At 71.2% G+C, this 22,179-nt stretch carries 20 protein-coding genes and 1 pseudogene; 13 read left to right on the forward strand and 8 right to left on the reverse strand.

The window, feature by feature from the left end; all coding sequences use genetic code 11:
• Positions 1-244: 244 nt before the first annotated feature.
• The gene (locus ABT294_RS43795; protein ID WP_350812399.1) at positions 245-796 is read left to right on the forward strand and encodes a TetR/AcrR family transcriptional regulator; all 552 of its coding nucleotides are present in this window, start codon (positions 245-247) and stop codon (positions 794-796) included.
• 81 nt (positions 797-877) lie between these two features.
• On the opposite strand, the gene ABT294_RS43800 is transcribed toward ABT294_RS43795, so the two are convergent.
• Positions 878-1,267 carry a Tn3 family transposase gene (locus ABT294_RS43800; RefSeq protein WP_350812400.1) on the reverse strand — a complete coding sequence of 130 codons (390 nt, stop codon included), beginning with the start codon at positions 1,265-1,267 and terminating at the stop codon, positions 878-880.
• A 182-nt stretch (positions 1,268-1,449) separates the two neighbouring features.
• On the opposite strand from ABT294_RS43800, the pseudogene ABT294_RS43805 reads away from it, so the two are divergent.
• Positions 1,450-1,896 (forward strand): annotated as a pseudogene (locus tag ABT294_RS43805) (aminotransferase class III-fold pyridoxal phosphate-dependent enzyme); the annotation flags it as partial.
• Between the two features lie 75 nt (positions 1,897-1,971).
• Here the strand turns inward: ABT294_RS43805 and ABT294_RS43810 are convergent.
• Positions 1,972-3,603, reverse strand: coding sequence for a beta-N-acetylhexosaminidase (locus tag ABT294_RS43810; RefSeq protein ID WP_350812401.1), 1,632 nt, complete (start codon positions 3,601-3,603; stop codon positions 1,972-1,974).
• Complete coding sequence (locus ABT294_RS43815; RefSeq protein WP_350812402.1) at positions 3,600-4,721, reverse strand: MFS transporter; 1,122 nt, start codon at positions 4,719-4,721, stop codon at positions 3,600-3,602. The genes ABT294_RS43810 and ABT294_RS43815 overlap by 4 nt, the downstream gene beginning before the upstream one ends.
• 58 nt (positions 4,722-4,779) lie before the next feature.
• Between ABT294_RS43815 and ABT294_RS43820 the strand changes: the two genes are divergently transcribed.
• The gene (locus ABT294_RS43820; protein ID WP_350812403.1) at positions 4,780-5,898 is read left to right on the forward strand and encodes an ROK family transcriptional regulator; all 1,119 of its coding nucleotides are present in this window, start codon (positions 4,780-4,782) and stop codon (positions 5,896-5,898) included.
• A 69-nt stretch (positions 5,899-5,967) separates the two neighbouring features.
• On the opposite strand, the gene ABT294_RS43825 is transcribed toward ABT294_RS43820, so the two are convergent.
• Positions 5,968-7,830, reverse strand: a complete 1,863-nt coding sequence (locus tag ABT294_RS43825; protein ID WP_350812404.1) for a hypothetical protein — start codon at positions 7,828-7,830, stop codon at positions 5,968-5,970.
• A 213-nt stretch (positions 7,831-8,043) separates the two neighbouring features.
• Here ABT294_RS43825 and ABT294_RS43830 point away from each other — a divergent pair, with 213 nt between their 5' ends.
• From ABT294_RS43830 to ABT294_RS43850, 5 genes are read left to right on the forward strand one after another with little or no spacing between them, the layout of a single operon-like run.
• Positions 8,044-9,045 carry a LacI family DNA-binding transcriptional regulator gene (locus ABT294_RS43830; RefSeq protein WP_350812405.1) on the forward strand — a complete coding sequence of 334 codons (1,002 nt, stop codon included), beginning with the start codon at positions 8,044-8,046 and terminating at the stop codon, positions 9,043-9,045.
• Positions 9,046-9,052: 7 nt separating this feature from the next.
• Complete coding sequence (locus ABT294_RS43835) at positions 9,053-10,657, forward strand: FAD-dependent oxidoreductase (protein ID WP_350812406.1); 1,605 nt, start codon at positions 9,053-9,055, stop codon at positions 10,655-10,657.
• 12 nt (positions 10,658-10,669) lie between these two features.
• Positions 10,670-11,914, forward strand: a complete 1,245-nt coding sequence (locus ABT294_RS43840) for an ABC transporter substrate-binding protein (RefSeq protein WP_350812407.1) — start codon at positions 10,670-10,672, stop codon at positions 11,912-11,914.
• Between the two features lies 1 nt (position 11,915).
• Complete coding sequence (locus ABT294_RS43845; RefSeq protein WP_350812408.1) at positions 11,916-12,857, forward strand: carbohydrate ABC transporter permease; 942 nt, start codon at positions 11,916-11,918, stop codon at positions 12,855-12,857.
• Entirely contained in the window at positions 12,847-13,677 is an 831-nt protein-coding gene (locus ABT294_RS43850; RefSeq protein WP_350812409.1) for a carbohydrate ABC transporter permease, read from the forward strand. Before ABT294_RS43845 ends, ABT294_RS43850 begins: the two co-directional genes overlap by 11 nt.
• Before the next feature lie 136 nt (positions 13,678-13,813).
• Here the strand turns inward: ABT294_RS43850 and ABT294_RS43855 are convergent, their stop codons facing one another.
• A complete protein-coding gene (locus tag ABT294_RS43855; RefSeq protein ID WP_350812410.1) occupies positions 13,814-14,572 on the reverse strand; it encodes a class I SAM-dependent methyltransferase in 759 nt (252 codons plus the stop codon).
• 417 nt (positions 14,573-14,989) lie between these two features.
• Positions 14,990-15,364: a VOC family protein gene (locus tag ABT294_RS43860; RefSeq protein WP_350812470.1), complete on the reverse strand. Its 375-nt coding sequence runs from the start codon at positions 15,362-15,364 to the stop codon at positions 14,990-14,992.
• A 135-nt stretch (positions 15,365-15,499) separates the two neighbouring features.
• Here ABT294_RS43860 and trpB point away from each other — a divergent pair, with 135 nt between their 5' ends.
• From trpB to ABT294_RS43875, 3 genes are read left to right on the forward strand one after another with little or no spacing between them, the layout of a single operon-like run.
• Positions 15,500-16,705, forward strand: a complete 1,206-nt coding sequence (gene trpB, locus ABT294_RS43865; RefSeq protein WP_350812411.1) for a tryptophan synthase subunit beta — start codon at positions 15,500-15,502, stop codon at positions 16,703-16,705.
• Entirely contained in the window at positions 16,702-17,517 is an 816-nt protein-coding gene (trpA, locus tag ABT294_RS43870; protein WP_350812412.1) for a tryptophan synthase subunit alpha, read from the forward strand. The genes trpB and trpA overlap by 4 nt, the downstream gene beginning before the upstream one ends.
• Positions 17,514-18,269, forward strand: coding sequence for a GntR family transcriptional regulator (locus tag ABT294_RS43875; protein ID WP_350812413.1), 756 nt, complete (start codon positions 17,514-17,516; stop codon positions 18,267-18,269). The genes trpA and ABT294_RS43875 overlap by 4 nt, the downstream gene beginning before the upstream one ends.
• A 159-nt stretch (positions 18,270-18,428) precedes the next feature.
• Here the strand turns inward: ABT294_RS43875 and ABT294_RS43880 are convergent, their stop codons facing one another.
• Positions 18,429-19,283 (reverse strand): NmrA family NAD(P)-binding protein, encoded by an 855-nt coding sequence (locus ABT294_RS43880; RefSeq protein WP_502912218.1) that lies wholly within the window; start codon positions 19,281-19,283, stop codon positions 18,429-18,431.
• 101 nt (positions 19,284-19,384) lie between these two features.
• Between ABT294_RS43880 and ABT294_RS43885 the strand changes: the two genes are divergently transcribed.
• Both ABT294_RS43885 and ABT294_RS43890 read left to right on the forward strand, forming a co-directional pair.
• On the forward strand, positions 19,385-20,104 hold the full coding sequence (locus tag ABT294_RS43885) for a TetR/AcrR family transcriptional regulator (RefSeq protein ID WP_350812415.1): 720 nt from the start codon (positions 19,385-19,387) through the stop codon (positions 20,102-20,104).
• Between the two features lie 264 nt (positions 20,105-20,368).
• The gene (locus ABT294_RS43890; protein WP_350812471.1) at positions 20,369-20,692 is read left to right on the forward strand and encodes an NAD-dependent epimerase/dehydratase family protein; all 324 of its coding nucleotides are present in this window, start codon (positions 20,369-20,371) and stop codon (positions 20,690-20,692) included.
• A 75-nt stretch (positions 20,693-20,767) separates the two neighbouring features.
• On the opposite strand, the gene ABT294_RS43895 is transcribed toward ABT294_RS43890, so the two are convergent.
• Positions 20,768-21,778 carry an alcohol dehydrogenase catalytic domain-containing protein gene (locus ABT294_RS43895; RefSeq protein WP_350812416.1) on the reverse strand — a complete coding sequence of 337 codons (1,011 nt, stop codon included), beginning with the start codon at positions 21,776-21,778 and terminating at the stop codon, positions 20,768-20,770.
• Positions 21,779-22,179 lie beyond the last annotated feature (401 nt).

Consider the following 22,179-nt stretch of genomic DNA (forward strand, 5'->3'; position numbering starts at 1 on the left):
TCTTCTCGTACCGGCCTGTGATGAGGCCGTTGGGTTGCGCCGACGCCCGGGGGCCGGGCGTTCTGCGGCGTGACGAGCGTGGGGCTTCGCCGTGGGCGGGGCCGCCCTTGCGCCCGCGGCCGCCGGGGGCGCAAGGGCGGCCTGTCCTGCGCGTTTGGCGCACCGGGGCGTGGCCCCTACCCTTAAGCGAAGTCTGCACTACGCATCATACGTAGTGCTCACTACGTTTGCAAAAGGAGTCGGTATGCGCCGGGATGGAGCCGCCAACAAGGAGAAGGTCCTGCTGGCCGCTGAGCACGTGTTCGCCGCGAAGGGGGCGGCCGCCTCCACCGAGGAGGTCGCCCGGCAAGCCGGGGTCAGCATCGCCACCGTCTTCCGGCACTTCCCCACCAAGCACGCCCTGATCGAGGCCACCGCGGTGCGCTACCTGGAGAAACTGACCGCCGAGGCGCTGCGGCTCGCCGACCGCGAGGACCCCGGCAAAGCGTTCGCATCTCTGGTGAGGACCCTCGCGGCAGCCGGGCCGGTGAAGATGACCCTGCTGGACCTGCTGCCCCCGCACGACGACGGCGAGGGCCTGTCCCGGCCCGTCACCGAGGCGGTCGACGCCTTCCGCGCGGCTCTCGACGGCGCGCTCCATCGCGCCCAGGCCGTCGGCGCCGCCCGGCCCGAGGTCACCGGCGACGACATCTCCCTCCTTCTGCGAGCCCTCGCGCACGCCACGGACCTCGGCGAAGGCGAGGCCCTCGACCGGGCTGTGGGCATCGTCCTCGACGGCCTCGGCGTACCGCGCTGACACCGGACGCTCTCCGCCCGCCCGGACCACGGACTCGGCCCTGAGGGCGAACTGTTCGGCGCCCGGCTTCGCAACATCCGATCACGGCTCGTCCGTGGCGTCCTTGTGGCGCAGGGGCCGCAAGGCGCCGGGCAGGTCGGGGAGCTGGAAGGAGTGCCGGCCCAGCACGTAGATGTGGTGGCGCACGAACGGGGAGAGCCGGGCGACGTCCTCGTCACGGATCTCGCAGCCGCCCGTGCGCGGCTGGGCCCAGGTAGCGGGTGTTGAACGGCACGAGCGCGTTGAGGACCAGGCCCAGCGCATTTTCCGGGCCAAGGCGTGGCGGCCTTTCTGGAGGTTGGCCTGCGCCTTGATCCGCCGTCGGCAGCCGGGCTCGTCGGCCAGGCGCAGGATGTGCAGGGCCTTGGCGGCCCGCCCGTAGTGCGCGATCGCGTCGCCGAGCGGGGTGGGGCGGCTGTCGCGCGAGAGCATGCGGATGCGGAGAGGCTGATCGAATCACGCCTGCAAGCGACGCGCCACGCTCGTATCCGTTGTTCAAACGACGGAATCCGTCGGAACCTCCATCAGAGGTCGGGAAGGATTCACCTCCCGTTCGCTGACCAGACGTGAGGGCACGGCGCTAATGGAGCGCGGCCTTCTACGGCAACGCGGGCGGCGTGCCGCTGCCCGACGGCTATCTGCGGGAGGTCTACGCGGCGGTGCGCCGGCACGGCGGTCTGGCCGTCACCGACGAGATCCAGGTCGGCTACGGGCGCCTGGGCCACTGGTTCTGGGGATTCGAGCGGCGGCAGGTGGTGCCCGACATCGTCTGCGTGGCCAAGGCCATGGGCAACGGCCACCCGCTGGGGGCGGTGATCACTTCGAAGGCCGTGGCCGACCGCTATCGCGACCAGGGCTACTTCTTCTCCTCCACCGGAGGCAGCCCCGTCTCCAGCGTCGCCGGTCTCACCGTACTCGACGCTCTGCGGGACGAAGACCTCCAGGGCGACGCGATGCGCACCGGAGCCCGTCTCAAGGCGGGGCTGGAGGCCCTCGGTGACCGCCACGTCCTGGTCGGCGCGGTGCACGGCTCCGGGCTCTACCTCGGCCTGGAGCTGATCCGGGACCGTGAGACCCTGGAGCCGGCGACCGAGGAGACCGCGGTCGCCTGGCCCGGTGCCGCCGGCTCGATGGCGTCAGCCGTCGTGGGTGGTGGCCGTGGCGACCACGCCGGAGTCGGGCAGCCGTGCGGCCCATTGCAGCCAGCGCTCCCTGGTCGTGCGGTTCGCGGGGGAGTGGGCGCGCCGTCCGGTGCCGCCCGCCTGCCAGGGCCGCGGGCCTTCCAGGGGCCGGTATTCGCATCCGGACGCGTCCAGCCTGGCCAGGTGGCCATCGCGCAGCCGCTCGACCAGGGACGGGTAGTCGGCCGGCGCGCCGGACCAGACGGTCTCCGCGATGGCGCAGGCGCGCGGGAACACCATGTAGTCCAGGTGCCGTTCCTGCGGAATGTACTCGCTCCACGCCTGGAACTGTCCGCCGAGCACCTTCGCCCGTTCCTGGTCCGTCCAGGACTCGGGCAGCGGCGCGAACGAGGCCGAGTCCTTCAAAGTGATCGGCCCGCCGATGGCCAGCGGCTCCTCGGGCAGGTCCGACTGGTCGTAGTCGAGGTAGGTGGGGTAGACGGGCGCGCGCACCACGTCGTGCCCCGCGGCGGCCGCCTGGCGGGAGATGGCGTCGCCGCGCCAGCACATCACGATCGTGTCGGGCAGCACGCCGCCGGTCTGGAACGCTTCGTCCCAGACCACCATGCGCTTGCCGCGGCCGGCAAGATGGGTGCCGACCTCGCGCAGGAACCAGCCGTGCAGCTCGCCCGGCTGCTCGGCGCCGATGGCCGCCATGTGCGCGGCCACCTCGGGATCGCCCGGCCAGTCCTTGGTGACGCACTCGTCGCCGCCCAGGTGCACGTACGGGGTGTCGATGGCGGTGAGCAGCTCGTCGATGAGCTCGCACACCAGTGTGACCGCGGCGGGGATGGGCTTGAGCACGCCGGCCGAGATGCCCCAGCCGCGCAGCACCTCGTCGGCGCCGGTGCCCAGCTCAGGGAAGGCGGTCAGCAGCGCGGAGGCGTGTCCGGGCAGGTCGATCTCGGGGACGATGGTGATTCCGCGCTCGGCGGCGTAGGCGGAGACCTCGGCCAGGTCGTCGAGGGTGTAGTAGCCGCCGTGCGGCGTGCCGTCGAAGGCGGGCTCCGCGCGATGACGGCCGACCATGGTCTCGCGGCGGTGCGTGGCCAGCTTGTTGATCTCCGGATATTTCCTGCTCTCGATGCGCCAGCCCTGATCGTCGGTGAGGTGCAGGTGGAGGCGGTTCATCCGATGCATGGCGAACAGGTCGATATAGCGCAGCAGGGTGCGCTTGTTCATGAAATGCCGCGCGATGTCGAGCATGCCGCCGCGCCAGCTCAGCGCGGGCTCGTCCTCGACCTCGCCACATGGCACCACGCCACCCGGGCGCCGGGCGGCTCGATACGCGTCCGGGCCGAGCAACTGCTTCAGTGTCTGTACGGCATGCCGTACTCCAGCAAGATCTGCACCGGTGATCTCGGCTCCGCCGGCCGAGACCCGCAGCCGGTAGGACTCCGGGCCGCCCGCAGCCAGGCGCACGGACAGTGCGCCCTCGGGGCCGGGGGCCGCGGGCAGCGGGCCGAGCAGCTGTTGCACCACCTCGACCAGGGCGGGATCGCCGTGCACGCTGCCGAGCGTGAAGGTCCCCGCGGCGCTCGCCGCGTGGCGGGGAGCGGGCAGCAAGGTGCGATAGGGATCGGTCATGCCAGTACCTTTCTCGAGCTTCTGGTACGGAGATAGAGCGTGAGTGGAACCACGGCCCCCGAGGAGACCGCCACGGCCGTGAGCGCGCCCGGCAGCCCGACGTGGTCGGCGAGGAACCCGATCAGCGGCGGCCCGCCCAGCATCCCCGCGTGCCCGATGCTGGCGGCCAGGCCCACGCCCGCCGGGCCGCCGAGCGCCCCCGCCTGCGCGATGGCCAGCGGGAACACGTTGGCCAGTCCCACCCCGACGGCGACGAACCCGCCGAACGCCACCGCCACGGAGCCCGCCCACGACGCGGCGAGGATGCCGCCCGCCGCCAGCAGGGCGCCGATCACGAGGACGGCGGTCTGGCCGTAGCGGCGCACCAGGCGGCTGCCCGCCAGCCGGGCGAGCGCGACCGCCACCGAGTACGCCGAGAAGCCGTAGGCGGCCAGGCTCGCCCCGGCGTGCAGGGAGTCGCGTAGGTGCAGCACGCTCCAGTCGGCCACCGCTCCCTCGCCGAACGCCGTGCACACGGCCAGCACCCCGCACAGCGCCACGCCCAGGCCGAGCGACCGCCGCCCGCCCTGCGCGGTGATCACCGCGGGGGTCCTGCCGCGCAGCAGCGGCCTGGCGAACGCGGCAGTGCCGGCGAGTACGAGGGCGGACACCAGCAGGAAGTGCTGCCAGGTGGTCAGCCGGGCCGCGACGAGGCCGCCGAGCAGCGCCCCCGCCAGGCCGCCCGCGCTCCACAAGCCGTGCAGCACCGACATGATCGGCCGCTGCGTGGCGTTCTCGACCTCGACGGCCGCGCTGTTCAGCCCGATGTTGACGGCGCCGTAGCAGAGTCCGGTCACCGCGAGTGCCACGCACAGCGCCGCCATCGTGTCCGCGAGCGCGACCGCCGGCAACACCAGGCTGACCAGCGCGAGGGCGCCGAGGATGACCGGCCGCGTGCCGTACCGCACACACAGCCTTCCGCTGACGGTCATGGCCAGCACCGTGCCGACCGACATGCACATGAGCGCGACGCCGAGCCCGCCCGTGGTGACACCCAGGTGGTCTTTGACCGAGGGGATGCGTACCACCCAGGTGGCGATGACGACGCCGTCCAGGAAGAAGAACAGCGACAGGGGCATACGTCGCAAATTAACAGGACGGTATCCAGAAAGAAAGGGGCTGTGATAAACAGTCGCCATGCCCCGCACCGCCTCCCCGCACACCGCGCGCCTGATCAACGACAGGGCGGCGTACGACCTGCTGCTCGCCCACGGCCCCCTGTCCAGAGCGGAGCTGCAGCAGCACACGGGCCTGTCCAGGGCGACGGTCGGCGACCTGGTCGACCGCATGGTGGAGCAGCGCCTGATCTCCCAGGTCGGCCAGGCGCAGACCCGGCGGCGTGGTCCGAACGCGCTGCTCTACGGCGTGGTGGCCGACCGGGCGCACGTGGCGGGCGTGGAGGTCCGCCCCGACCAGGTGCTCGCCACGGTCAACGACCTCACCGGACGCCAGGTCGGCGCCGCCGCGCTTCCCCAGGATCCACACGCGGCGCCCGACAGGCTCGTGTACGACGCCATCGCCGCCGCGCTGGCCGACGCCAAGGTCACCCGCCTGGACGGCGTCGTCATCGGCACCCTCGGCGTGGTCGATCCGGTCAGCGGAGACGTGGCCTTCATCTGGGCGCTGCCCACCTGGCACGCCAACCTGCTGCCGGGCCTGCGCGACCGGCTCGGTGGTGTCCCCGTCCTGGTGGAGAACGAGGTCAACCTGATCGGCCTGGCCGAGCACCGGCTGGGCGCGGCGCGCGGGCACGACACGTTCGCGCTGCTGTCGCTCGGCGAGGGAATCGGCGTGGCGGTGATCCTGGACGGCCGCCTGCACCGCGGCAGGTCGGGCGGCGCCGGTGAGATCGCCTACGCGCCCACCGGTCTCGGCGGCGGCACGTTGCAGCGCCTCGTCGGCGGCCCCGCCGTGCGCGAGCTTGCCTCACAGTACGGCCTGCCCGCCGACGACGCCGTTTCAGCGGTACGGCGGGCCACACCGGACTTCCTGGACGCGCTCGCGGACCGCGTCGCGATCGCGGCCATGGGGGTCTGCGCCGTCCTCGACCCCGGCTTCGTGGTCCTGGCAGGAGAGATCGGCCGGACGGCGGGCCCGCCGCTGGCCGCCAGGGTGGAGGAGCGGCTCCAGCGCGACACCCCGCTGCCCACCCAGGTCGCCGTCGGCACTGTGGAGGGGGACCCGGTGGTACGCGGCGCGGTGGTCATCGCCCTGGAACGCCTCCACCGCCAGACATTCGGCGAACCCGGCGCGTGACCCTCCGCACCGGCGACCGCCGAGACCGTCAGTGCGGAGCGCGGCGTAGCCGGTCGGGCCGGTGGTGGGTCAGTAGTTGAGGGTGATGGTCACGTCGATCGAGCCGTCGTGCGGGACGCGCAGGGCGTGGAAGCGGCGTCTGCCGTCCCTGAAGTAGGTCAGGGACCCCGCGCTGAGCGTGGCCGTCCGGGCTGCGCCCCAGCGGATGCGGATGACGCCCCGGCTCCGGCGCAGGTCCAGGCCGTCAGCGAGGGCGGAGGTGGCGCCGCCGAACGCGGCGGTGGTGCCGTCGGTGAAGGTGAGCCGGTCGGTCGGGTGCAGGATCAGCGGGATCTGTTCCGTCGCCGCCGTCACGGCCCTGACCGAGCGGTGGACGGAGCCGTCCGTGACGGTTACCTCGGTGCTGACCGAGGCGTTGCGGAAGCGCAGCACGTACGGCTCGCCGCCGGGGAACTCGGCGGGCAGGTCGCCGTCGGCGTCCGGGGCCTGGCCGGGCAGGACCGTCGCCCAGCAGGCGTAGTCGTTGTCGTTGAGGGACTGGATGACGGTGCCGGCGACCGGGTGCCAGAGGAAGCTCAGGCCCGTGCGGGTGAGGGAGGTGGCGCGGGTGCCGAAGTAGCCGCCCAGGTAGAGGTGGGGACGCCGGAGGTAGAAGAAGTCCTGCCCGTGGTCGGTTCGGTGCTCGACGAAGCGCTTACCGGCGAGGTAGGGCAGTGCCGCGATGGCCTTGCCGCGCTGCCCCCTGTTCGGGAACGCCTCGCCGTACAGGGCGTGGGTGAGGATGCGGGGCGAGGTGTCCTGCTTGGCGAGCCGCCCCACGGGCGCGGGGTCATCGGCCCAGGCCGCGCGGGCGGCGGCGAGGTCCTGCCGCGCGCTCATGAACGCCCCCAGCGCGGGCACGTCCGGCACGAACAGCGAGTTGAGCGCCGTCCGGTCGGGGTCGGGACGGACGTCGTCGTAGTACCGGGTGCTGGTACGGGTGGACGGCGCGATGTTGGTGAGGTACCCGGAGCCGTCGGGCTCGCGCAGCAGGTTGTAGCCGAGCCAGCCGGCGAACTTCCCGGCCATCGCCGCCAGCGCGGGGTCGCCTGTCCGGTGGTAGAGGTCGGCCATCTCGGGGAGCATGACCTCGAAGTTGTAGTTCATGTCCATGCCGCGCTGCTCGTAGAAGAACCCGGCGGGGCTCTGGCCGGCGGTGGCGAGGCGGCTGATGGCGTCCGACAGGCGCCCGCTCAACGTCGCGTCCGGGTCGAGCTTCAGCGCGAGCGCCGATCCGGCCAGCCCGGAGGACGTCTGGTTGGCGTACTCCAGGCGCGACTGCCACACGGTGCCGTTGGCCGGGTCGAGGAACCAGGTCATGGCCGTGCGCAGGGCCGCGCTGAGCTGTGTCCTGCGGGCCGGGAGGATGTCGGCGCGGCGCAGGACGTCCAGCGTCTTGCTGAGGTAGCCGAGGCCGAAGCCGGTGGCGGCCATCGAGTGCTGGTCGAGGTGGTACTCGGGCCAGGCGCCGTCGGGGTGCTGGAGGCTCAGGTAGTGGCCGAGCGCGGCGTCCAGGGCTGACAGCAGGACGGGGTCGCCCGCGTACGGGTTCCAGGGCCGCGCGTTGGCGTAGAACCAGCTCAGCGTGTAGACGTGCTCCTGCACCCTGGCGTTGTAGGGCGCGGCGGGGGAGCGCCACCAGCCTCCGGCGAAGAAGCCGCTGTCGTCCATGTCGTTGACCATGGGCGCGAGGGTCGCCAGGTACGGCGCGTACCGCTGCTCCGCCGGGACGAACTGCCGGCGGCCGGGCGCTCCCGCCGGCAGGGGGGCCAGCTGGGCCAGGGCGAGCGCCGGGCGTGGCGGCAGCGCGGCGAGCAGGGCGGTGGCGCCGGTGGCGGTCACAGCGGCGGTCACAGCGGCGGTCAGAAAGGCGCGGCGGGGGATGGCGGGCACGGGACGGCTCCTCTCCGGGCAGCGCGATCACGGTCACTGTGCATCGCGGTGCGGCTGATCGCACAGATTTGTCCACCGCAAAGCCGTCGTCAAGATGCTAATGCGAATTACTTCAGGAAAAATCGCCTCTTGACGTTTATTGGGAGTAGATCGCAGAATGATGCCTCAAATCCGGCTAATGCGCATTATCAACTTCGGCAGGTGTGACCCAACGTGACCCGACGCCTCACCCAGCAGGACATCGCCAGGATGGCCGGTGTCAGCCAGACGACCGTGTCGCTGGTGCTGAACAACCGCGCCGAGGGCGAGGCGCGGATCTCTTCGGAGACCCGCGAGCGAGTGCTGAGCGTGATCAGGGAGACCGGCTACGTGGCCGACCCCGTCGCCCGCCGCCTGGCCGAGGGCCGCAACCGGATCCTCGGCGTCTTCACCTACGAGGCGGTCTTCCCCGCCGGGAGCGCCGACTTCTACCACCCGTTCCTGGTCGGCATCGAGGAGCGCGCCGAGGACATCGGCTGCGACCTGCTGCTGTTCACCAGCGCCCGCGCCTCAGGCGAGCGGCGGCGGATCTTCAACCAGGAGAGCCGGGTCCGGCTGGCGGACGGCTGCGTGCTGCTCGGCCGCACCATCGACCGCGACGACCTGGCCAGGCTGCTGGCCGAGCGCATCCCGTTCGTGTCGGTCGGCAGACGCGACGACGCGGGAGGCCCGGTGCCGTACGTCGGCGCCGACTACCCGGCGGCGGTCCGCGAGCTGGTCGAGCGGGCGATCCGGCTCGGTCACCGGCGGCTGGCCTACGTGGGCGCGGGCGAGGGCGCCGAATCCTACGCCGACCGCCTGCGGGGCTTCACCGAGGGGTCCAGGGGCGTGGAGCGGCTGCACCTCCGGGCCGCAGGGCTGGACGACCTGCTGGATGCCGGGGTGACGGCGGCGTTCGTCGAGGAGTCCGCCGACGGAGTCGCGCTGGTGCGGGCGGCCGGCGAACGCGGCGTGCGCGTCCCCGGGGACCTGTCGATCCTCGCGCTCGGCGCGCTGACACGTCCGGTCCGCACCGACATCGACTTCGCCGGCTTCCGCATCCCCCGCCAGGAGATGGGCCGCCGGGCCGTCGAGCTGCTGGCCGACGTGCTTGAACACGGCGGAACCCCGCAGGAGCTGCTGCCGTGCGAGCCCGTCGAGGGCGCCACGCTGGCACCCGTTCATGGAGAGAGGTAACCCCCACGTGGTTGAGATATCGGCGGACGCGGTCGTCGTCGGAGGCGGGCTGGGCGGCGTGGCCGCGGCCCTGGCCCTGCTGCGGGCGGGCCGCACCGTGGTGCTCTGCGAGGAGTACGACTGGCTGGGCGGCCAGCTCACCAGCCAGGCCGTCCCGCCGGACGAGCACTCCTGGGTGGAGCGGTTCGGTGTCACAGCGAGCTACCGGGCGCTGCGCGACGGCATCAGGCGCTACTACCGCGACCACTACCCGCTGACGGAGGTGGCCCGCGCCAGGCGGGAACTCAACCCGGGCGGTGGCCACGTCAGCCGCCTGTGCCACGAGCCGCGCGTCGCGGTCGCCGTCATCGACGCGATGCTGGCCCCCTACCGCGGGTCGGGCCGGTTACGCGTGCTCCAGCCGTACCGGGCGACGGGCGCGGAGGTGGACGGCGACCGCGTCACGGCGGTGCGGGTGGCACACCGCGACGGTGGCGGCGAGGTCACCGTGACCGCGCCCTACGTCCTGGACGCCACCGAGACAGGCGAGCTGCTGCCGCTGACCGGCACCGAGTACGTGACCGGGTTCGAGTCGCAGGCGGAGACCGGCGAGCCGAGCGCGCCCACCGAGGCGCAGCCGCTGAACATGCAGGCCGTGTCGGTGTGTTTCGCACTCGACCACGTCGACGGCGACCACACCATCGACAGGCCGGACTCCTACGACTTCTGGCGCGGCTACCAGCCGCCGTTCTGGGGCGATCGGCTGCTGTCGTGGCGCTGCCCGAGCCCGCGCACCCTGGAGATCGTCGAGCGTTCCTTCACCCCCAACCCCGGTGACGACCCGCTCCTGGTGGAGGCGGACCAGCGGGTCAACCCGGGCGACGCCAACCTGTGGACGTTCCGCCGCATCGCCGCCCGCGACACCTTCGTCCCCGGCGCGTACGCCAGCGACATCACGCTGGTGAACTGGCCGATGATCGACTACCTGGAGGGGCCGGTCATCGACGTCCCGGACGCGGCCGAGCACCTGGCCGCCGCCCGCGAGCTGTCGCGCTCGGTCCTGTACTGGCTGCAGACGGAGGCCCCGCGCCACGACGGCGGCACCGGCTACCCGGGGCTGCGGCTGCGCGGCGACGTGACCGGCAGCGTCGACGGCCTGGCCCAGGCCCCGTACGTCCGCGAGTCCCGCCGCATCCGCGCGCTCACCACGGTGACCGAGCAGGACCTGTCGGTGGCCGTGCGCGGCGACAAGGGCGCGGTGAACTACCCGGACCCGGTCGGCGTCGGCATGTACCGCATCGACCTGCACCCCTCGACCGGCGGCGACAACTACATCGACGTGGCCTGCTCGCCGTTCGAGATCCCGCTGGGCGCGCTGATCCCGCAGCGGATGGCCAACCTGCTGCCCGCCTGCAAGAACCTCGGCACGACCCACATCACCAACGGCGCGTACCGGCTGCACCCGGTCGAGTGGAACGTGGGCGAGGCCGCCGGGGCGCTGGCCGCCTTCTGCCTGGACCACGCCACCTCGCCGCAGGCCGTGCGGGAGAGCGAGGCCCTCCTCGCCGCCTACCAGCTGCGCCTCACCGGTGACGGCGTGGAGCTGCGCTGGCCCGACATCGCCGGCTACTAAGGAGATCGGATCATGAAACCACTCGGGAGGCTGGCCGTCCTCGCGACCGCCGCCCTGCTCACCGTCACGGCGTGCGGGAGCGACGCGCCGCCCGCGCAGCAGGGGCCGAAGACGCTGCGCATGACGATCTGGACGGCCAACGAGGCCCACCTGAAGCTGTTCAACGAGATCGCGGCCGGATACCCCAAGGCCAAGGTCACGTTCGACCCGATCCCGGTCGAGAGCTACACCACCACGCTGACGACGCAGATGGCCGGTGGCAACCCTCCCGACCTGGCGTGGGTGCTCGAAGGCTCCGCGCCCGACTTCGTCGCCTCCTCGACGCTCGCCCCTCTCAACGGCAAGCTGGACAACGCCGGCGAGCTGATCCCGTCCACGACCAAACTCTGGGAGAAGGACGGCGAGCTGTACGCCTACCCGCTGTCCACCTCGCCTTTCGGTGTCTTCGTCAACAACGACCTGCTCAAGCAGGCCGGTCAGCAGACACCCAGGGAACTGGTCAAAGCCGGGCAGTGGACCTGGGACAAGGCGATGGCGATGAACGCGGCCGTGGCCAAGAAGGGCAAGGCGGGTCTGGTCGTCCAGGACTTCGACTACAAGAACTGGACGAACCTGGCGGCGATCTGGGGCGGCTGGGGCGCGCAGGCGTGGAGCGAGGACGGCAGGACCTGCGGCTTCAACCAGCCGCCCATGGTCGAGGCGATGACCTTCCTGCACAAGTCGATCTTCACGGACAAGGCGCTGCCCGGGCCGGGCGCCACCGCCGACTTCTTCGCGGGCGACGCCGGGATGGTCATCACGCAGATCTCCCGCGCCGCCCTACTGAAGGACGCCACCTTCGGATGGGACCTGGTGCCGCTGCCGTCGGGACCGAAGGGCGACTACGCCGTCATCGGGCAGGCGGGCATCGGCGTGCTGAAGAAGTCGCCCAACGCCGACCTGGCGGCCGACTTCCTGGCCTACTTCACCAACTCCGCGAACTCCGCCAAACTCGCCGCGTACTTCCCGCCGCCGCGCTCGTCGCAGCTCACCGCCGCGACACTGGCCAAGAGCAACCCGCTGCTCAAGCCCGAGCAGCTCCAGCAGGTCGTGGTCGACGGCGTGGGCAAGGGCGTGGTCAAGCCCGCCCACACCAACCAGGCCGAGGTGCAGCAGACGGTCCGGGCCGCGCTCGACCCGCTGTGGCAGCCCGGCGCCGACGTCAGGGCGGTGCTCGACGGCGTCTGCGCGAAGATCCAGCCGATGCTGGGCTCGTGACATGGTGGCGACCCAGGTGAAGCCCCGGGGACTGACGGGTCACACCGTCTCCCGGGCGCCCTTCTGGACCATCCGGCGCCGCGACAACCTGGTCGGCTACCTGTTCGTCGGACCGCAGCTCGTCGGCAGCGCCCTGTTCGTGCTGCTGCCGCTCGCGCTGGTCGGCTGGTACAGCTTCCAGGAGTGGAACGTCCTGGCCGGAACCTTCGAGTTCGCCGGCGCCGACAACTACGCCAAGCTGTTCGCCGACCAGAACCTGCGCGGGGTGCTCGCCGCCACGGCGCTGTTCTCCGTCGGGCTGGTGGCGCTCAACCTGGCCCTCGCGCTGCTCCTGGCCATCCTGCTCAACCAGCGGCTGCGCGGCACCACGGTGTTCCGCGTGCTGTTCTTCTCGCCGGTGCTGGTCTCGCTGGTCGCCTGGACGGTCGTCTGGCAGTTCCTGCTGCAGGCCGACGGCGGGATCAACGGGCTGCTCGGCGTCGCCGGGATCGACGGGCCGAACTGGCTGCGTGGTGAGGGCACCGCGATGCTGTCGGTGATCGTGGTGCAGGTGGTCAAGAACGTCGGGCTCAACATGGTGCTGTTCCTGGCGGCGTTGCAGGGCGTGCCCGCCCAGCTCTACGAGGCCGCCCAGCTCGACGGGGCCAGGGCGTGGACCAGGTTCGCCCGGATCACGGTGCCGCTCATCAGCCCGACCATCCTGCTGACGTCGATCATCACGGTCGTCGGCTCGTTGCAGGTGTTCGCGCAGATCGCCGTCCTCACCCAGGGCGGGCCCGGCACGTCCACCACGGTGCTCGTCTACTACCTGTATCAGCAGGCGTTCCAGTTCCATCACTTCGGCTACGGCGCGACCCTGTCCGTCGTGCTGTTCGTGATCGTCGGCGTGCTCACGCTCGTGCAGTGGCGGCTGCGCCGGAAGTGGGTCTTCCATGAGTCGTAAGCTGAAAATCGTCCTGTACGGGCTGCTCTGCCTGCTGTGCGTGCCGTTCGTCTTCCCGACCTGGTGGATGGCCACCTCGTCGCTGAAGCCCGTCAGCGACATCTTCGCCTTCCCGCCGGCGCTGTTGCCCTCCCGCTGGGACCTGTCCGCCTACCGGCAGGTCTTCCAGGTGCAGCCGTTCGCCGAGCAGTACCTGAACAGCCTGTACATCGCCCTCGTGGTGACGCTCGGCACGATGGCGGTGGCCGCGATGGCCGGGTACGCGTTCGCCCGCATCCGCTTCCCCGGCCAGAACGCGCTGTTCGTCGTGGTGCTGATCGGGCTGCTCATCCCGAGTGAGGTCACGATCGTGCCGCTGTTCCAGATGTTCCACACCCTGGGACTGACGAACACGCACTGGCCGCTGATCGTGGTGCCGATTCTGGGCGCGCCGAGCGTCCTGGCGACGTTCATCATGCGGCAGTTCTTCGTCACCCTGCCGGGCGAGCTGGAGGAGGCGGCCCGGGTCGACGGCCTGGGCAGGTTCGGCACATTCGCCCGGGTCGCGCTGCCGCTGGCCAGGCCCGCTCTGGGAGCGGTGGCCATCTTCACGTTCCTGCACAGCTGGAACCTGTACCTGGAGCCGATCGTCTACCTCTCGACGCCAGAAAGGTTCACGCTGCCACAGGCGCTCACCCAGTTCGTGGACGCGTACGGCGGCCCGCTCTGGAACGTGCAGCTCGCCGCGGCGACGATGACCGCCCTCCCGGTCCTGGTCGTGTTCGTGCTCGCCCAGAGGCAGTTCATCGAGGGCCTGGCGCACACGGGCCTGAAGGGCTGATGCGTGGTGGGTGCAGGAGCGTGCCCGCCACCTGCTCGTACTGCTCGCCCAGCCACGTCACCAGGACGTCGACGGTGTCGGCCCAGGACTCCCGAAGTTCGTCGCAACGCAGGTCAACGAGGCGCCATCGGCATGACTAGCGCCGTTCGAGCGTGAGCAGCGGCTCAGAAAACACCGGCGCTGGTGCGCCGGGATCTGCGGCAACAGCCTGCTCCAGGCGGCGGAAGCCGGCCTCCAGCTCGTCGGGACTGAGCTGCGCGAAGAACGAAAGGGTGCGCAGGCGCAGCCGTTCGAGCATGTCAGCGCGGGTGCCGTAGGACGGCTCGGTGACCGTGCCGAAGCTGGTAACGCGCCAGCCGTCCGACGTGAACATCGCGATGACCTCGTGCAGTGGCTGAAACAGCGAGGCGTCCACCTCAAAGCCTCGGGGGAAGTGCTCCAGCCACCACGGCCTGGGATGGTGGTCGCTGAAATTCGCGCGCAGGAGCAGCCGCCCGCCGGGCCTGAGCACCCTGGCCAGCTCCCGGGCCGCCCGCGGCTTGTCCTGGACGTGGTGCCAGGACAGGAACATGAGAGCGTAGTCGGCGCTGCCGGACGGCACCGGCATGTCCTCGGCGGAGCCTGCCAGATACCGCACACCGGGATGCTGGGACTGCGCCTGCGCAATCTCGCGCATGCGGGCCGACGGCTCGACGCCGGTGACCGGTCCGAACGCTCGCGCCAGCGCGGGGGTGAACCTGCCGGTCCCTGAGCCGACGTCCAGCCCCGCCAGCGGACGCCGCTCGGGCAGCACCGCTCCGAAGGCACTGATCCATGTCTGCAACTGCTGCTCGGTGAGCGCACGGCCGCGCGCGTAGTCCTGGTACTGCTCCGTGTCGTAGTCGATCCGCCTCATCGCAGCTCCCGCGTCAGCCGGGCTACGGCGAACCGTCGGCCCGATATATCGACTTGATACATCAGCACGATATGCAGGGTCGCGTCATGCCGCAAGTCGGGCATTGCGGTCGGGCGTGTCGGCGCCGCGGTGACCGGCCAGGTCCAGGCGCGTCACGGGAACTGGAAGACCGTCTGCAAGCGGCATCCCGCTGGTCGATGGAGGGGATGTGGGCCAAAGTCCTGGATGCGCTGCGGCCGGGTGTGACCAGGGCGAGGGCGCGGACTGGACGGCGAGCGTGGACTCCACCGTGATGCGCGCCCACCGGCACGCCGTCGGCGCCCGCCCAGGGGGATCAGGTAGATCACGAAACAGGAACGGGCCGGGAGCCGCCGGGGCGATCCTGTGGTTTCGGCGTTTGCCGGTGCGGGACGATGCTCAGCTCAGGCGGGCTTGCAGGAGGCAGAATTCGTTGCCTTCGGGGTCGACCAGGCAGTGCCAGGACTCCTCGCCGGTCTGGCCGATGTCGGCCGGGCGCGCCCCGAGCTTCAGAAGGCGTTCGAGTTCGGCGTCCTGATCGCGGTCGGTGGCGTTGACGTCGATGTGCAGCCGCAGCTTGCCCGCCTTGGGCTCGGTAGTGGGGCTGAAGATCAGAGTCGGCTGCAGTCCGCCGAACCCTTCCTGTGGTCCGATCTCCACCGCGCCGTCGTCGTCGGTGTCGAGCACGATGAAGCCCAGCACCTCGCACCAGAAAGCCGCCAGCTGTTGTGGATCCCGGCAATCGATCACCAGCTCAGAAATGCGACTAGCCATGATCGGCACCCTACAGGGCGTCAACCGCACGCAGCCAATCCTTAACCGGGCCCAGCGGTGGCGCGTCCATGCCGCCCGTGCCACACTCACTGTTATAGAACTCATTACGGAGTTATAGAACGATCGGAGCAGGGCATGGGAGACGTGTTGCCGTGGCGGGAGCCGGTCCCGCTGGACGGGACGATGGGGGAGCCCCGAGCGCGGGGCCGATTCGGCGAGTACGGCGGACGGTACGCGCCGGAGTCCCTGGTGGAAGCGTGCCGCGAGGTGGACGAGGCGTTCCGGGAGGCCTGGGCGGATCCGGGGTTCCGCGGCGCCCTGGCGCGGCTGCTCGCCGTGCACGCCGGGCGGCCGACCCCGCTCACACCGGCCCGCCGGCTGTCGGAGGCGCTGGGCGTGCAGTTGCACCTCAAGCGTGAGGATCTCACCCACACCGGATCCCACAAGATCAACAACGTGCTGGGCCAGGCCCTGCTGGCCACCCGGATGGGACGGCGCAGGCTGATCGCCGAGACGGGAGCGGGCCAGCACGGGGTGGCCACCGCGACCGCCGCCGCGCTGCTCGGGCTGGAGGCCACGGTGTTCATGGGCGAGCGCGACATCGAGCGGCAGGCGCTGAACGTCTTCCGGATGCGCATGCTGGGCGCCGAGGTGGTTCCGGTGACCACGGGCAGCCGTACCCTCAAGGACGCGACCAGCGAGGCCATGCGGCACTGGGTGGGCGCGACCGGCGACTCCCACTACTGCATCGGCTCGGTCGTCGGGCCGGATCCGTACCCATGGATGGTCAGGGAGTTCCAGCGGGTCATCGGCGACGAGGCCCGCGGGCAGTGCGCCGCCGAGCTGCGGACCGGCGTCCCGGACTACGTGGTCGCGTGCGTCGGCGGCGGCTCCAACGCGGCCGGCACGTTCGCCGGATTCGCCGACACCCCGGCGCGCCTGGTCGGGGTCGAGGCGGAGGGCGGCGCCGGGGCGGCCCGCGGCCGGCTCGGCGTCCTGCACGGCTGCCGCTCGCTGTTCCTGCAGGACGACGACGGGCAGATCACCCAGGCGCACTCCATCGCCGCCGGGCTCGACTACCCGGGAGTCGGCCCGGAGCACGCCCACCTGCGCGACCTGGGCCGGGCCCGCTATGTCACGGTGACCGACGAGGAGGCGGTCGGCGCGGCGGTACGGCTGGCGCGCACCGAAGGCATCGTCCCGGCGCTCGAATCGGCGCACGCCCTCGCCTGGGTGATCCGCGCGGCGGGCGTCGGCGACCTGCCCGCAGGATCGACGGTGCTGATGACGTTGTCCGGCCGGGGCGACAAGGACGTCTCAACCCTGAAGGAGCTGCTGTGACGCACCCCACCCTGGCCGCGGGCGCGGTCGAACGCCGCCTGCGTGCCCGCCGGGACGCCGGCCGCGGCCTGCTCATGCCGTACGTCACCGGGGGGATCACGGCCGCCTGGACGGACTACCTGCGGGCGTTCGCCGCCGCCGGGGCGGACGCGATCGAGGTCGGCCTGCCCTTCTCCGACCCCACACTGGACGGCGTCACCATCCAGCAGGCCAATGACACGGCACTGGCCCGGGGGGCGAGCACCCGCCGGATCCTCGCCGACCTGTCCGGCATGCCGGACCTGGGCGTGCCGCTGGTCGCCAGCACCTACTACAACCTGGTGCTGCACGACGGCCCCGAGGCGTTCTGTGCCGCGCTGCGCCGGGCCGGCGTCGGCGGCCTGATCGTGCCCGACCTGCCGGTGCACGAGGCGGACGAGCTGACGGACGTGGCCGCCGCCGCCGGGATCGAGCTGGTCCTGCTGGCGTCGCCGGCGACGCCGCAGCCGCGGCTGGCGGAGATCTCGTGCCGCAGCCGCGGATTCGTCTACGCGGTGTCGCTGATGGGCACCACCGGTGAGCGGGCCGTTCTCGCCGTTTCGGCGGCGGAGCTCACCGAGAGGATCAGGCGCCTCACCGACCGGCCGGTCTTGCTAGGATTTGGCATTTCCACCCCGGACCAGGCACGCGAAGCCCGCCGGCACGCCGACGGCGTGGTGGTCGGCGCCGCGGTCATGCGGCGGGTGCTCGACGGGGCTGGGCCGGACGACCTGCGGGCCTTCCTCGCGACCCTGCGGCAAGCCCTCGACCAGGAGTGTGACCGACCACGATGACCCCCGACGCCGGGCACGAGGCGAGATACCGCGCCATCGCCGCCGACCTCGCCGCGAAGATCCGGTCGGGACACTACGCCCCCGGTGAGGCCCTGCCGCCGCAACGGGAGCTGAGCGCCTCCTACGGGGTGACCCTCATGACGCTGCGCCAGGCGTTGCGGGAGCTCAGCGACGAGAGGCTGATCGTGCAGCAGCCCGGCAGGGGCACGTTCGTCGCCCCGCCCAACCTGGCGTACCAGCTCGACTCGCTCCGCAGCCTGGTCGACGACCTGCGTAAACAGGGCCACGACGTGCGCACCGCGGTGGCCGGGCGGGCGGTGCGCCGCGCTCCCGCCCGGATCGCCGCGGAGCTGCGGCTGCGTCCCGGCGACACCGCCCTGCGGCTGGAGCGGGTCCGCGAGTTCGCGGGACGTCCCGCCGTACACCAGGTGTCCTGGGTCCGCCGGCCGGTGGCCGACCAGATCCGCGACCGCGACTTCACCGCCGTCTCCCTGTACGCGGCCCTCGCCGACGCGGGAGTGACGGTCGCCCGGGCGTCCGAGGTGGTCCGGCCCGGTTTGCTCGACCCCGCCGCCGCCCGCCACCTCCACGAGCCGCAGGGCAGCCCGGTGCTCGTCAGCACCCGGATCACCTACACGCACGACGCCACGCCCGTGGTGTCCGACCATGCCACCATCCTCGGCAGCATGATGGAGATCCGCACCGAACGCGCCGCCACCGGCCTCTCTCTCACCTGGGGCGCCACCAGCTGAGAACCTGTGTGCGGTCTATCCCACCCTGGCGACGAGCAGGTGTTGGCTCCGGCCTCGGCGGCGTGGGTGAGCGCCGAATGCCGCAGGTCGTGCAGCGTCCACCCGGGTGCGGCGGCGAACTGGTCGGGGTCGGCGATGTCGCAACTACGCCCTTACGCCTTACCGGCCTGGCACCTGCTCTCGCAGGACCGCTTCCAGGCTGCGGGGCTGGTGGCCGATCAGTGTGGCGAGGGTGGGGTCTACCGTGGCGAACTCGCCGGCCCGGGCGGCGGCGAAGACGCCCAGGAGTCGGTCGGCGGTCTCCCCGGGGACACCGGTGCCGGTCAGCTGTGCGCGGAACTCCTCGTCCGGCACTGCGGTCCTGGTGATGGTTCGGCCTAGCACCGCACTGGCGATCTTGGCGATGTCGTCGAAGGTGAGCGCCTCGGCTGCGGTGAGCGGTGGCGTGGGTCCCTCGAAGCGGCCTTCCTCGGTCAGGATGGCGGCGGCCGCCTCGGCCAGGTCAGCGGGCGCGGTCCAGCTGACCGGACCGTCCGCGGGGAGCACGGCCTGGCCGGATTCCAGGCCGTGGCCGAGGAACCGCAGCGCGCTTGAGGCGTAGAAGCCGTTGCGCAGCGAGGTGAACGGCGTGCCCGAGTCCTGGAGCATCTGCTCGGTGGCGGCGTGGTCGCGGCAGGCCTGGAAGTGCGAGGAGGAGCTGGCGCCCATGTGGCTGGTGTAGAGGATGCGCTCGGCGCCTGCCGCGACGGCCGCGTCGATGGCGGTGCGGTGCTGTTGCAGCTTCTCCTCACCCATCTTGTCGACGGAGACGATGAGCACCTGGGTGGCGCCTTCGAAGGCGCGAGCGAGGCTGGTGGGGTCGGTGAAGCTGCCCTGCCGAACCCGTACTCCCCGGTCGGCGAGCGTCTGTGCCTTCTGTGGGACGCGGACGCTGACGCCGATCCGGTCGGGCTGTACGCGCGTGAGCAGGTTGTCGACGATCTGGCGTCCGAGTTGTCCGGTGGCCCCGGTCACGATGATCACGATGCGTGCCTCTCGGTGATGTTTCCAGTGGAATCAATTTCAGAGTGACGCTGATAATAACGGCGATCTGAGGAGTGCGGTATCGTTGATACGTGACGCCGCATTCACCAGAGGGAGCCGACACCCCGGTCCGCGAGCAGACTCGGCAGCGGGTCATCGAGGCCGCCATCGATCTGCTGACGCGCGAGGGGCGCGACGCGGTCACCACCCGGGCGGTCGCGGTCGCGGCGGGCCTGCAGCCACCGGCCATCTACCGGCTCTTCGGCGACAAGGACGGGCTGCTCGACGCCGTGGCCGAGCACGGATTCGCCGCCTTCCTCGCGGCCAAGCACGTCGACCCCGCCCCGGAGGACCCCATCGAGGACCTGCGGGCGGGCTGGGACGTCGCGGTCGAGTTCGGCCTGGCCAACCCCGCGCTCTACGTGCTGATGTACTCCGAACCCGCCAGGGAATCCTCGGCCGCTTTCAAGGCCGGCATGGAGATCCTCATGGGCCGGATTCGGCGCCTGGCCGCCGGTGGCTGGCTCCGCGTCAACGAGGATCTGGCCGCCGCCATCATCCACGCCACGGCGCGCGGCGCGGTGCTCACCTGGCTGTCCCTGCCGAAAGACCGGCGCGACCCGGCCCTGCTGAGCACGCTCCGCGAGTCCATGATCGCCGCCGTCACCAACCAGAAACCGGCCGTGCAGGAGGAGGGCCCGGCCGGTGCTGCCCGCGCACTCCGTGCCGTACTGCCCGAACAAACGAGTCTCAGCGACGGCGAGCAGCACCTGCTGCGGGAGTGGCTGGACCGCCTCGCCACCAGCGGCTGAGGCGCCTACTACACCAACGGAAATCCGGCGCTAACCCGCCACCCGAATCCCCGCCTGTCCCTCGCCCCGCTGGCCTGCGGCAACCCCGTTGACGCCGGATCGCGTTCCGCATCACTCCGAACCCCGAGCCCTGCAGCACATCAGCAGCAGGTGGACCCCGCGGTGCTCTTTCACGAACCGATGATCGGAATGCGGATACTGATAACCGGTGCTGCCGGCTGCTCCTGCCGGAACTCGCCGCAGAGCACGAGTCGCGGCTGACCGATCTACTGGCCCCGAGCCCGGCGGGCGGAGGTGGTCCCCGGCGACCTCGCCGACCGCGGGTTTGCCGAACGGCTCTGCGCCGGCGCGGATGCAGTCGTGCACCTCGCAGGGAACCCGCGTCCCGGCGACGACTGGGACCAGCTGCGAGGCCCCAGCATCGAAATGGCGACAGGGGTTCTGGCGGCGGCCGCGGAGGCGGGCGTACGGCGCGTCCTGCTCGCCAGCTCCGTTCACGTCCTCGGCGGCTACAGCTCGCCGGCCGCAGAGTACCGGGACATTGCGCCAGACGGACCGTCAACGATGTGTCGGCGCGGATGGGACTGACCGCCCGGGCCTCGGCGGCGGCTTCCTTGCGGCGTTCGGCGTCAGTCCTGGACGCGCCCAGGAGACACGGCAGGGTCAGGGGATGGTGACGAGAACCGTGCCGGTCTTTCCCGGCCGGACCGCGTGCTCAACGGCCTGCGCGATCTCGTCGATCCCGTACTGGGCTGCCACGTCGAATGCCTCAGCCGCCCCACGGGCGATGAGCTGGGCGGCGGTGTCCATGTCATGAGCGCGCTGCTCGGCGGAGACGGTCTGTGCCCAGCGGAGGACGGTCAGGCCCCGCAGCCCGAGGCTCGTGCCAAGGAGGTCCCCGGCGTGGACAGAGATGGGCTCCTTGGCGAGGACGCCGTAGGTGATCAGGGTTCCGCCGGGCGAGAGCAACTGCAGGAGGTCTCTGGCCAGCGCGCCGCCCACGGGGTCGACCGCGGCAGGAACAGGCCGTACCCCGACGTGCTCGCGGACCTCCTCCTTCCACGTGGGCCGAGCGGTGGAGACCACGGGAACGCCCGGGTAGCGCTTTCGCAGCGTCTGGGCGCCTGCATCGCTGCGGACGATGTTGATGTGCTGGATTGCGTGGTACTGAGCGACAGCGGACAGCAGGCGGCCGACGTTGGAGCCAGCGGCGGTCTGCAGGAAGACGCCGTTGTAGCCGACCGCGGCGTGCTTTTCGAGCTCACGCCGCAACATGATCACGGTAATGGGATTGACCAGCATCTGGGCGGCGATGCTGTCGGGAACATCGTCGCTCACAGGGACGACGAACTCCGCCGGGACGAGGACGTATTCGCTCCAGGTGCCGGGGTGCGGGAAAACGGACACGCGCGCTCCGGTGGTGACCCCGGAAGCTGGGGGAGTGTCGGGTCCTACCGCCTCGACGATACCGGTGGCCTCGATGCCGGGAGTGAGGTGTGCGGTCTGTGAGGGGTAGGGGCCCTGGATGGCGAGTAGGTCGCCGATGTGGATCGGGAAGGCGTGCACCCGCACCAGTATCTGGCCCGCTCCGGGTGGTCCAGGGGCGTCGACCTCCGCGACGGAGAGAACGTCGGCGGGGTTTCCGGACTGCCTGTAGATCACCTTGCGTGCCATGCCTGTTGCTCCTCGTTGTAGCGTGACGGCCGAGCCGCGCATCAGCGACCCGATCGCCCGCTCCTGGGCCTGCTGGGTGGGAACCACAATCCGACTGCTCCACGGCTTCCACCTGGGCCGGATGACTTCAGCCTGCCCGCATGAGAACGAGTTACGTCAGGCTCGCCACTTGCTGCGAAGCGGACAGGTTGCCCGTGAGGCGTCGTTCCACCGCTGCATCACCGCGGCGTAGTCCTCCGGGTCCAGTGCGGTGGCGGGCGTGGGTCTCGGCGTAGCTGAAGCGGCCCGGACCAACGCTTTAGGCGAACGCCGCGCAGGTGACGTTAATTGGCGGGACCTTGGGATCGCCTCTGCCAACTCCGAACCCTTCCATTCTCGGAGTGCTACCACGCATGTGTTTC

It is taken from the genome of Nonomuraea sp. NPDC000554 (assembly GCF_040300065.1).
Lineage (GTDB): Bacteria > Actinomycetota > Actinomycetes > Streptosporangiales > Streptosporangiaceae > Nonomuraea.